Annotated in this window: 10 protein-coding genes; 4 read left to right on the top strand and 6 right to left on the bottom strand. The window is 65.0% G+C overall.

All coding sequences use genetic code 11. The features are described from left to right. Positions 1 to 104 precede the first annotated feature (104 nt). The 6 genes from C6A77_RS21995 to C6A77_RS21970 all read right to left on the bottom strand — a co-directional run bounded on the left by C6A77_RS21995 (position 105) and on the right by C6A77_RS21970 (position 5,413). A complete protein-coding gene (locus C6A77_RS21995; RefSeq protein WP_114171366.1) occupies positions 105 to 887 on the bottom strand; it encodes an amino acid ABC transporter ATP-binding protein in 783 nt (260 codons plus the stop codon). Between the two features lie 21 nt (positions 888 to 908). Further along, positions 909 to 2,153, bottom strand: coding sequence for an FAD-binding oxidoreductase (locus tag C6A77_RS21990; RefSeq protein ID WP_114171365.1), 1,245 nt, complete (start codon positions 2,151 to 2,153; stop codon positions 909 to 911). A 16-nt stretch (positions 2,154 to 2,169) separates the two neighbouring features. Then, positions 2,170 to 2,880, bottom strand: a complete 711-nt coding sequence (locus C6A77_RS21985; protein WP_114171364.1) for an ABC transporter permease subunit — start codon at positions 2,878 to 2,880, stop codon at positions 2,170 to 2,172. Next, positions 2,877 to 3,596 (bottom strand): ABC transporter permease subunit, encoded by a 720-nt coding sequence (locus C6A77_RS21980; protein ID WP_114171363.1) that lies wholly within the window; start codon positions 3,594 to 3,596, stop codon positions 2,877 to 2,879. Before C6A77_RS21980 ends, C6A77_RS21985 begins: the two co-directional genes overlap by 4 nt. 169 nt (positions 3,597 to 3,765) lie before the next feature. Continuing rightward, a complete protein-coding gene (locus C6A77_RS21975) occupies positions 3,766 to 4,518 on the bottom strand; it encodes a transporter substrate-binding domain-containing protein (RefSeq protein ID WP_114171362.1) in 753 nt (250 codons plus the stop codon). A 22-nt stretch (positions 4,519 to 4,540) separates the two neighbouring features. Then, the gene (locus C6A77_RS21970) at positions 4,541 to 5,413 is read right to left on the bottom strand and encodes a MurR/RpiR family transcriptional regulator (protein WP_114171361.1); all 873 of its coding nucleotides are present in this window, start codon (positions 5,411 to 5,413) and stop codon (positions 4,541 to 4,543) included. 142 nt (positions 5,414 to 5,555) lie between these two features. Between C6A77_RS21970 and C6A77_RS21965 the strand changes: the two genes are divergently transcribed. The 4 genes from C6A77_RS21965 to tpx all read left to right on the top strand — a co-directional run bounded on the left by C6A77_RS21965 (position 5,556) and on the right by tpx (position 10,247). Continuing rightward, positions 5,556 to 6,581, top strand: coding sequence for an Ldh family oxidoreductase (locus tag C6A77_RS21965; RefSeq protein ID WP_114171360.1), 1,026 nt, complete (start codon positions 5,556 to 5,558; stop codon positions 6,579 to 6,581). A 224-nt stretch (positions 6,582 to 6,805) separates the two neighbouring features. Next, positions 6,806 to 8,002: an amino acid aminotransferase gene (locus tag C6A77_RS21955; protein ID WP_114171358.1), complete on the top strand. Its 1,197-nt coding sequence runs from the start codon at positions 6,806 to 6,808 to the stop codon at positions 8,000 to 8,002. 297 nt (positions 8,003 to 8,299) lie between these two features. After that, the gene (locus C6A77_RS21950) at positions 8,300 to 9,580 is read left to right on the top strand and encodes a serine/threonine transporter (RefSeq protein ID WP_114171357.1); all 1,281 of its coding nucleotides are present in this window, start codon (positions 8,300 to 8,302) and stop codon (positions 9,578 to 9,580) included. A 166-nt stretch (positions 9,581 to 9,746) separates the two neighbouring features. Continuing rightward, positions 9,747 to 10,247, top strand: a complete 501-nt coding sequence (gene tpx / locus C6A77_RS21945; RefSeq protein ID WP_114171356.1) for a thiol peroxidase — start codon at positions 9,747 to 9,749, stop codon at positions 10,245 to 10,247. Positions 10,248 to 10,472: the final 225 nt, after the last annotated feature.

Genomic DNA, 10,472 nt, shown 5'->3' with positions numbered 1-10,472 from the left:
ACAGTCTGTACTGCTGCGAACAGTCAGAATCGGGCATTTAGTCCCACCACCCCTTCAAGTCTAACCATACAAGCGGGCATGCCCGCGAAAAGGCGGCACCGGGCTCAGTGCAGTATCTGCGCCAGGAACCCCTTGGCCCGCTCGGTACGCGGCTGGTTGAAGAACACCTGCGGCGGGCTGTCCTCGATGATCTGCCCGCCTTCAAGGAACAGCACCCGCTCGGCCACCTGCCGGGCAAAACCCATTTCATGGGTGACGCAGAGCATGGTCATGCCGGTGCCGGCCAGTTGCACCAGCACATCCAGCACCTCGGCGACCATCTCCGGGTCCAGTGCCGAGGTGGGCTCGTCGAACAGCATGATCCGCGGCTTCATGCACAGCGCCCGGGCAATCGCCACGCGCTGCTGCTGGCCGCCAGACAACTGGCTGGGGTACTTGTGCGCCTGGCTTTCGATGCCAACCTTGCTCAGGTACATGCGCGCCCGCTCTTCGGCATCTTTGCGCGACAGCCCGCGTACGCTGGTGGGGGCCAGCAGGCAGTTGTCGAGCACGCTCATGTGCGGGAACAGATTGAAGTGCTGGAACACCATGCCGATGTCGCTGCGCATTTTGGCCGCCTCGCGGCTGGTGGCGGCCAGGTCTATGCCGTCCACCTTGATGCTGCCCTGCTGGGCCACTTCCAGGCGGTTGATGCAACGGATCAGGGTCGACTTGCCCGAGCCGGATGGCCCGCACAGCACGATGCGCTCGCCTTCGCGCACCTGCAGGTCGATGTCGCGCAGCACATGGAAGGCGCCGTAGTGCTTGTTCAGGCCCTCGATGCGGATCAGCACCGGGCGCGGGTCGGGTTCGGGGGCAAGGGTGGCAAGGCTCAGTGGTGCGGTCATCTTGTTGTTCTCCCGCAGGGTTCAGTCGAAACGGGTCGCGCTGTAGGGCGCGGGGTCGGTGAAGGGGCGTTCGCCGGTGATCAGCTCGGCCACCAGCCGGCCGCTCACCGGGCCCAGGGTGAGGCCATGGTGGGCGTGGCCGAAGTTGAACCACAGCCCTGGGTGGCGCGGGGCCGGGCCGATCACCGGGCGCATGTCCGGCAGGCACGGCCGGCGGCCCAGCCAGGGGGTATCGTCCAGGCGCTCGCCGAGTGCCGGGAACAGCTTGCGCGCCAGCGCCTCGCAGCGGCCCAGCTGGATCTGGTTGCCTGGCGCGCTGCTGGCGTCGAACTCGATGCCGGTGGTCAGGCGCACGCCGCGGGCCATCGGTGCCAACACGTAGCCGCCCTGGGTATCGCAGATGGAATGCGCCAGCTGGGCGCCGTCACGGGTGCTGTAGTGCATGTGGTAGCCACGCTTGATCGCCAGCGGGATCTGGTAGCCCAGGCCGCTGAACAGGTCGGCCGACTGCGGGCCGAGGCAGGCCACCACCTCGTCGGCGCTGATCGGCCCGCGGCGGCTGTCGACCTGCCACTGGCCGTCGACCTGGCGCAGGCTGCGCGCATCGCCATGCAGAAACTGCCCACCGCGCTGGGTGAACAGGGTGGCGTAGCCGCGGGTGAGGGCGCCGGGGTCGTTCACGGTCTTCGGGTCGAGCCAATGGATACCGCCGACCACGGTGGCGTCCAGCTGATGCTCGCGGGCTTGCAGCTGGCCGCATTCGAGGACCTCGAATTGCAGGCCGTAACGGCTCAGGCCCTGGGCGTCGGCCTTGGCCTGTGCGAACAGCGCCGGGTCACGGAACACTTCGATCCAGCCTTTGGCCTGGACCAGCGCTTGCAGGCCGGCGGCAGCGATCAGCGCGTCGTGCTCTTCGACGCAGCGCTGCACCAGCGGCAGCATGTCGGCAGCGGCCCCGGCCAGGCGCCCGGGGGCCGACTGGCGCCAGTAGCGCCACAGCCACGGTGCGGCCTTGGGCAGGTGCAGCAGGTTGTAACGCACGTCGGGCTGGCGGTTCAGGCCGTAGCGCAGCAGCGCGCCCAGCTGCCGGGGGAAGGCATAGGGGATCACGCTGGAGCGCTCGATCAGCCCGGCGTTACCGTGGCTGGTGCCGCTGCCCGGTTCATCGCGGTCGATCAGGATCACCTGGCGGCCGCGTGCCTGCAGGTGCAGCGCGGTGCTGACGCCGACGATGCCGGCGCCGAGGACAAGGGTCTGGCAATGCATGGAGCGTATCCTTCGGTCAGTTCAGGTGGCGGCCCAGGCGGGCTTCCAGGTGTTTCAGCAGGCGTCGCACCAGTTCGACGATCAGCAGGTAGAGCACGGCGGCCCACAGGTAAATCTGGAAGTCGAAACTGCGCGAGAAGGCCAGTTTGGTCACGCCCATCAGGTCGTAGATGGTCACCAGCGAGGCGATGGCGCTGGCCTTGATCATCAGGATCAGTTCGTTGCCCAGCGGGCCGATGGCCACCAGCAGCGACTGCGGCAGGATCACCTTGAAGAAGGTGGTCGAGCGTTTCAGGTTCAGCGCCCGCGCCGCTTCAAGCTGGCCGGGGGCCACGGCCATCAGGCTGCCGCGGAAGATCTCGGCCTGGTAGGCGGCGGTGTTCAGGGTGAATGCCAGCAGGGTGCAGAACCATGCCTCGCGGAAGAACCACCACAGGCCGACGTCCTGCCAGAAGCCCTTGAGCGAACCCAGGCCGTAATACAGCAGAAACAGCTGGGCCAGCAGCGGCGAGCCGCGGAAAAAGTACACGTAGCCAGCGGCCAGGCGCTGCAACAGCAGGCTGCGCGACATGCGCGCCAGGGCCAGCAACAGGCCAAGCACCGCGCCCAGGCTGAAGGAGATCGCCACCAGCTTGGCGGTGACCAGCAGGCCATCGACAAAGCGCGGGCCGTAGCGTTCCAGCAGGCCGGGGTCGAGGACCAGCGCCAGCAGTTGTTCGAAGCTCATGCGCGTGCTCCTTGCAGGTGGCGGTTGCTGCGCCGTTCGATGAAGGCGAACACGCGCCCGGAAATGGCGGCGAACAGCAGGTAGCCGAGGCAGGCGACGCCATAGAAGAACATCGGCTCCTTGGTCACGCTGACGGCCAGGTTGGTCTGGCGCATCAGGTCGACTAGCGAAATGGTCGACACCAGCGAGGTGTCCTTGAGCAGCGACAGCCAGTTGTTGGACAAGCCGGGCAGGGCGATGCGGGTCAGTTGCGGCAGCAGCACCTTGAAGAAGCCGGTGCGTTTGCTCAGGCCCAGCGCCGAGCAAGCCTCCAGCTGGCCCTTGGGCAGGGTCTTGAAGGCTGCCAGCCAGATTTCGCTGGAGAATGCGGCGAACACCAGGCTGAAGGCGATCATCGCGGCGAGGAAGGTGTTGATCAGGAACTCACCCTGATACCCCAGCGCGGCGAGAATCTTCTGCGCGGCGATCTGGCAGCCGTAATAGATGATCAACAGCGTCAGCAGTTCGGGCAGGCCACGGAACACGGTGGAAAAGGTCGTGGCCCAGGCCCGTGGCAGGCGCTTGCGCGAGCGTGCCGCGAGGGCCACCAGCAGGCCCAGTGGCAGGCCGATGGGCAGGCACGCCAGGGCCAGGGAAACGGTGACCAGCGCGCCGGCCAGCAACGCCTGGCCCCAGCCTCCGCTGGCGAAGGACAGCAAGGACAATTGATCGAGCATGACGTACCCCTTGGGCGGGTAGTGCGATCTCTGTGGGAGCGGCCTTGCGTCGCGAAAGGGCTGCGTAGCGGCCCAGGGTTCATGCAACTGCACAGATTGCCGGGGCCGCTACGCGACCCTTTCGCGACGCAAGGCCGCTCCCACAGGGAGGCGCAAAACCTCCTGAAGATCAGTTGTAGATATCGAAAGCGAAGTACTTGCTGGCGATCTTCTGGTAGGTGCCGTTGGCCACGATCTGTTGCAGTGCGGTGTTCAGGCGCTGGCGCAGGGCCTCGTCGTCCTTGCGCACGGCAATCGCGGCATCGGCCTTGGTGTTGGCCACATCGCCAAGGATCTTGCAGCAGTCGCCGCCGTTCTTGGTCATCCACTCGTGCAGCGGGAACTTGTCGGCGATCACCCCGTCCAGGCGGCCGGCGGCCAGGTCGGCGTTGGCTTCGTCCATGGTCGGGTACAGCTTCACATCGGCGCCGGCCTTGGCGTACACATCCTCGGCGTAGATCGCCTGGGTGGACGACGACTGGGCGCCGACGGTATAGCCGTCGAACGTGCTCTGGGCGTCGTCGATCTTGCTGTCCTTGGCCACGGCAACGGTCAGCGGAGTGCGGTAATAGTGGTCGGTGAAGGCGATTTTCTTGCGCCGTTCTTCGGTGTCGATCATCGACGCGACCACGGCGTCGTACTTGCGCGCCATCAGCGCCGGGATGATGCCTTCCCAGTCCTGGGCCACCAGCGTGCACTCGACTTTCATCTGTTCGCACAGGGCGTGGGTGATATCGACGTCGAAGCCGTGCAACTGGTTATCGGCGTCGACATAGTTGAAGGGCGGGTAGGCCCCTTCTGTGGCGAAGCGCAGGGTTTCGGCGCTGGCGGCACCCGACAGCAGCAGGGCGCACGCACCCACCAAGGCCATGGTCTTGTTCATCTCGCACCTCATTGCACTCTTGCTATTGTTGTTTTCCCGTCGACCACGAGGTGTAGCCGACGAATTCGTTATGTAGAGCGGCAGTTGCTTCCAAGCGTTTTTCAACATCCGGCCCGAGCTTCTTGCAGACCTCGTTGACCATCAGGTGCACCCACGACAGCATGGTCGAGGTGGATTCCCAGAACAGGTTGAATTCGGTGGGGATGCGGAACACCTCGTCGGCGTTGGCATCGGCCCAGTCACAGAAGGGGTCGGTCACCAGGGTGACGGCAATGCCGGCCTCGCGCGCCTTCTGGCACAACAGCAGGGCATGGCGGGAATAGCGGCGCGCCTCGAATACCACCAGGGCGCTGTCTTCGGCGCGGCCCAGCAGCACTTCGCCGAAGTGCCCGGCACCGATATCGACCAGTTGCACACCGTCGCGCAGGTATTGCAGCAGGTGGCTCATGCACATGGCGATGCCGCGCTCGGTCTGGAAACCGGCGATGAACACCCGTGGCCTGCTGGCCAGGCGTTGCGCGACGTTGTGCCAGGCGTTGCCCTGGCGGTATTCGTGCACGCGCACCAGGGCGGCGATTTCCAGTTCCAGGCTGCCGGCGTTGTCACTGGCGTCCTGGTTCTGGCGGTAATCCTGCAAACGGTCGCCCACCAGCCACGGGCCATCGCCCAGGTCGTTCTGCAGGTCTTGCTTCAGCGCCTTGAGATGGGCATAACCCAGTGAGCGGCAGAACCGGCCGACGCTGGATTCGCTGACACCGAGCTTGGCGGCAATACTGGCCGAGGTCTGGAACGGCAGTTCGTGCAGGTTGGCGAGCATGTAGCTGGCGATCTTGCGGCCCGAAGCAGCGGCCCCTTCGAGGCTGTCTTGCAGGCGTTGCTTGATCAATTGGCTCATGCTGCTGTTCCTGAGTGAGGCTTGCGAAAGAAAATGGCTGTTTTCTGTCATCAAGTCAACATTTGACAGATAGCTGTCACATGCCGGAAAGTTTTTGTCGTTGCAACGCTGTAGCCATTCCAATACCAACAAGGAGCTTCAGATGTCCGCACCTTCCACCAGCAATGTCGTGCGCGTGCCGTTTACCGAGCTGCAGAGCCTGTTGCAGGCCATTTTCCAGCGCCATGGCTGCAGCGACAGCGTGGCCCGGGTGCTGGCCCACAACTGCGCCAGTGCCCAGCGCGATGGCGCCCACAGCCATGGGGTGTTCCGCATGCCCGGGTATGTCTCGACCCTGGCCAGCGGCTGGGTCGATGGCCAGGCCACGCCGCAGGTCAGCGATGTGGCCGCCGGTCATGTGCGTGTCGATGCCGCGGGCGGTTTTGCCCAGCCGGCGCTGGCGGCGGCCCGCGCGTTACTGGTGGCCAAGGCGCGCAATGCCGGTATCGCCGTGCTGGCGATCCACAACTCGCACCACTTCGCTGCCTTGTGGCCGGATGTGGAGCCCTTCGCCGATGAAGGCCTGGTGGCCCTGAGCGTGGTCAACAGCATGACCTGCGTGGTGCCGCATGGCGCGCGCAAGCCGCTGTTCGGCACCAACCCCATCGCTTTTGCCGCGCCGTGTGCCGAACATGACCCGATCGTCTTCGACATGGCCACCAGCGCCATGGCCCATGGCGATGTGCAGATTGCCGCACGCGCTGGCCAGCAACTGCCGCCGGGCATGGGCGTGGATGCCAACGGCGAGCCGACCACCGACCCCAAGGCGATTCTCGAAGGCGGTGCCTTGCTGCCGTTTGGCGAGCACAAGGGCTCGGCCTTGTCGATGATGGTCGAGCTGCTGGCGGCGGCGCTGACCGGCGGGCATTTTTCCTGGGAATTCGACTGGTCGGGGCACCCGGGGGCGAAAACGCCATGGACCGGCCAGCTGATCATCGTCATCGACCCGAGCAAGGCCGAGGGCGAGCGTTTTGCCCAGCGCAGCCGTGAGCTGGTGGAGCAGATGCAGGCGGTGGGGCTGAGGCGCATGCCGGGCGAGCGGCGCTACCGTGAGCGCGAACTGGCCGAGGAGGAGGGGGTGGCGTTGACCGAGCAGGAGTTGCAAGGCCTGAAAGAGCTGCTTGGCTGAGCCGGCCTTTTCGCGGGCACGCCCGCTCCCACAGGTACTGCACAGGTTTCAAGGGCAGTGCTATCCCTGTGGGAGCGGGCATGCCCGCGAAGAATCAGCACAAACCCCAAGCCATGCAATGTTGCATAGACAACCTTGCACAATAGTTGATGTTCCTCCGCGCGCAGTCCGGGTATGCTCGGGGCTGACTTTTCGTACCGTCCTGATCCAAGGAGCTGCACGCTGTGTTCAAACATGTCGATGCCTATGCCGGCGACCCGATCCTCTCGTTGATGGAAACCTTCAAGGCCGACCCGCGCGCCGACAAGGTCAACCTGAGTATCGGCCTGTACTACGATGAGGCCGGCGTGGTGCCGCAACTGGCGGCGGTGGATGCGGTGGAAAAACGCATTGCCGGCCAGGACCACGAAGCCTCCCTGTACCTGCCGATGGAAGGCCTGGCCAGCTATCGCCAGGCGATCCAGGCGCTGCTGTTCGGTGCCGAGCACCCGGCCGTGAGCGGCGGCCGCGTGGCCACGGTGCAGACCGTGGGCGGTTCCGGCGCACTGAAAGTCGGTGCCGACTTCCTCAAGCGCTACTTCCCGCAGTCCGAAGTCTGGGTCAGCAACCCGACCTGGGACAACCACCGCGCCATCTTCGAAGGCGCCGGTTTCAAGGTGCACACCTACCCGTACTTCGACCAGGCCAGCCGTGGCGTGGACTTCGACGGCATGCTGGCGACCCTGCGCACCCTGTCGGCCAGCAGCGTGGTCCTGCTGCACCCTTGCTGCCACAACCCGACCGGTGCCGACCTCACGCAAAACCAGTGGCAACAAGTGGTCGAAGTGGTCAAGGCACGCCAGCTGATCCCGTTCCTCGACATCGCCTACCAGGGTTTCGCCGAAGGCCTGGTGGAAGACGCCTACGCCATTCGCGAAATGGCCCGCGCCGGCGTACCGTGCCTGGTCAGCAACTCGTTCTCGAAGATTTTCTCGCTGTACGGCGAGCGGGTCGGCGGCCTGTCGGTGGTCTGTGACGACGAGGCCACCGCGCAGAGCGTGCTCGGCCAGCTCAAGGCCACCGTGCGCCGCAACTACTCCAGCCCACCCAACTTCGGTGCCCAGCTGGTCGCCGGCGTGCTCGGCGATGCCGCCCTCAACGCCCAGTGGGCCGAGGAAGTCGAAGTGATGCGCAAGCGGATCCTCGACATGCGCCAGGCCCTGGTCGATGCGCTGGCGGTGCTGCTGCCAGGTCAGGACTTCCAGTTCTTCCTGCGCCAGCGCGGCATGTTCAGCTACACCGGCTTCAGCGTCGAACAGGTACGCCGCCTGCGCGACGAGTTCGGCGTGTACCTGATCGACAGCGGCCGCGTGTGCATGTCCGGCCTGCGCCCGGCCAACCTGCAACGGGTTGCCGAAGCGTTCGCTGCAGTTCAGAAGTAACACCGCACGGGGCCGCCTTGCGGCCCTTTCGCCGGCGAGCCGGCTCCCACGGGAACAGCGCGTGGCTCAAGGAGTACGCGGTCGGTGTGGGAGCTGGCTTGCCGGCGATTGGGCTGCAAGGCAGCCCCCGATTGCAACCTGCTTGTAAAGACAAGTGCAACCGCTCCTCGGAAAAGGGCTTCGCAAGTGCAACCTTTCCGTGCACAATCGCGCCCCTCTTTCCCGGTTGAGTTGGGCGAAACGTCTACTTCGCCATTCTCAGCCTGTTGCAGTCTTGCGAGTGGAGCGTCACCCGGAATGAATGAGCAGGCCCCAAGCGTTGAACAACGCTTTGCAGAATCGACCCCCGCCACCCTCGGCAGCTGGTCGCGTCACGACACCACCTGGATGCTGGGCCTGTTCGGCACAGCCATCGGCGCCGGAACCCTGTTCCTGCCGATCAACGCCGGCCTTGGCGGCTTCTGGCCGCTGCTGATCCTGGCCATACTGGCCTTCCCGATGACCTATTTCGCCCACCGCGGGCTGACCCGTTTCGTCCTGTCCGGGCGTCATGACGGCGACATCACCGAAGTGGTCAAGGAGCATTTCGGCAGCAGCGCCGGTGCCTCGATCACCGTGCTGTACTTCTTCGCCATCTTCCCGATCCTGCTGATCTACAGCGTGGCGCTGACCAACACCGTGTCCAGCTTCATCGAGCACCAGCTGCACATGCAGCCGCCGCCGCGCGTGATCCTGTCGTTCGTGCTGATCCTCGGCCTGCTGGCCATCGTGCGCTGCGGCGAACAGGCCACGGTCAAGGTCATGAGCCTGCTGGTGTACCCGTTCATCGTCGCCCTGGCGCTGCTGGGCCTGTACCTGGTGCCGCACTGGACCGGCGGTATCCTCGACAGCGCCACCCAGGTGCCGCCGGCTTCGGCCTTCCTGCACACCCTGTGGCTGGCGATTCCGGTAATGGTGTTCTCGTTCAACCATTCGCCGATCATCTCCGCCTTCGCAGTCGACCAGAAGCGCCGCTACGGCGAGCACGCCGATGAGCGCAGCGGCCAGATCCTGCGCCGTGCGCACCTGCTGATGGTGGTCATGGTGCTGTTCTTCGTGTTCAGCTGCGTGCTCACCCTGAGCAGCGCCCAGCTGGCCGAAGCCAAGGCACAGAACCTGTCGATCCTGTCGTACCTGGCCAACCACTTCAGCAACCCGACCATCGCCTTCGCCGCGCCGCTGATCGCCTTCGTGGCCATCGCCAAGTCGTTCCTCGGCCACTACATCGGTGCCAGCGAAGGCCTGAAGGGCATCATCACCAAGACCGGTGCGCGCCCGGGTGCCAAGGCCCTGGACCGCGTGGTCGCCGCACTGATGCTGGTGGTGTGCTGGATCGTCGCCACCCTCAACCCGAGCATTCTCGGCATGATCGAGTCGCTGGGCGGCCCGATCCTTGCGGTGCTGCTGTTCCTCATGCCGATGTACGCGATTCGCCGCGTACCGTCGATGCGCAAGTACAGCGGTGCGGCCTCCAACGTGTTCGTGGTGGTGGTCGGCCTGGTTGCGCTGACCTCGGTGGTGTACGGCCTGCTGGGCTGATTCGCTGCCGTCGATGAAGAATGCCCGGGGCGCTTGTCGCCATCCGGGCATTTTTTTGTCCACAAGAACTGTCCGGCAATAGAACAATTTCACTGCCCCCATAGGCACCCGGCCGCCTTCATGCTTAACTCAGTGTCCTTTTCAAACCCCGCATAAGGATTTCGTCATGGCTCAAGTGACCCTCAAAGGCAACCCGGTTCAGGTCAACGGCAACCTGCCACAGGCCGGTGCCCAGGCGCCGGCTTTCTCCCTGGTGGGTGAAGGCCTGGCTGACAAGTCGCTGAAGGACTACGCCGGCAAGCGCAAGGTGCTGAACATCTTCCCGAGCGTCGACACCCCGACCTGCGCTACTTCGGTGCGCAAGTTCAACGCCCAGGCCAATGATGTGGCCAACGCCGTGGTGCTGTGCATCTCCGCCGACCTGCCGTTCGCCCAGGCACGCTTCTGCGGCGCCGAAGGCCTGGACAACGTGAAGAACCTGTCGACCCTGCGTGGCCGCGAGTTCCTCGAAAACTACGGCGTGGCCATCGCCGACGGCCCGCTGGCTGGTCTGGCTGCCCGTGCCGTGGTGGTGCTGGACGAGAACGACAAGGTGCTGCACAGCGAGCTGGTTGGCGAAATCGCTGACGAGCCGAACTATGATGCGGCGCTGGCTGTACTGAAGTAAGGGTTGCGCCGGGGCAGGGGGGCTTGGTTACCGGTGCTGGACTCTTCGCGGGCTTGCCCGCTCCCACAGGTACTGCACAGGTTTCAAAGGCGGTGCGGTCCCTGTGGGAGCGGGCAAGCCCGCGAAGAGGCCGGCACAGGCAACGGAAACCTTTTAGCCCGCCACCGCTCCAGGCAACACCCTGTAAACGGCCCGGACCACGTTCCGGGCCGTTTTCATTTAAAG

The sequence above is a fragment of the Pseudomonas sp. AFG_SD02_1510_Pfu_092 genome, from assembly GCF_003331055.1.
Taxonomy (GTDB): domain Bacteria; phylum Pseudomonadota; class Gammaproteobacteria; order Pseudomonadales; family Pseudomonadaceae; genus Aquipseudomonas.
The sequence above is the reverse complement of the archived record's forward strand: the minus strand, read 5'-3'. Positions and strand labels throughout refer to the sequence as shown.

What these genes read in the sequence shown, in the direction of transcription:
- C6A77_RS21995 (WP_114171366.1), bottom strand. Translation starts at nt 887, where the DNA reads ATGACCGCACCACTGAGCCTTGCCACCCTTGCCCCCGAACCCGACCCG.
- C6A77_RS21990 (WP_114171365.1), bottom strand. Translation starts at nt 2,153, where the DNA reads ATGCATTGCCAGACCCTTGTCCTCGGCGCCGGCATCGTCGGCGTCAGC.
- C6A77_RS21985 (WP_114171364.1), bottom strand. Translation starts at nt 2,880, where the DNA reads ATGAGCTTCGAACAACTGCTGGCGCTGGTCCTCGACCCCGGCCTGCTG.
- C6A77_RS21980 (WP_114171363.1), bottom strand. Translation starts at nt 3,596, where the DNA reads ATGCTCGATCAATTGTCCTTGCTGTCCTTCGCCAGCGGAGGCTGGGGC.
- C6A77_RS21975 (WP_114171362.1), bottom strand. Translation starts at nt 4,518, where the DNA reads ATGAACAAGACCATGGCCTTGGTGGGTGCGTGCGCCCTGCTGCTGTCG.
- C6A77_RS21970 (WP_114171361.1), bottom strand. Translation starts at nt 5,413, where the DNA reads ATGAGCCAATTGATCAAGCAACGCCTGCAAGACAGCCTCGAAGGGGCC.
- C6A77_RS21965 (WP_114171360.1), top strand. Translation starts at nt 5,556, where the DNA reads ATGTCCGCACCTTCCACCAGCAATGTCGTGCGCGTGCCGTTTACCGAG.
- C6A77_RS21950 (WP_114171357.1), top strand. Translation starts at nt 8,300, where the DNA reads ATGAATGAGCAGGCCCCAAGCGTTGAACAACGCTTTGCAGAATCGACC.
- tpx (WP_114171356.1), top strand. Translation starts at nt 9,747, where the DNA reads ATGGCTCAAGTGACCCTCAAAGGCAACCCGGTTCAGGTCAACGGCAAC.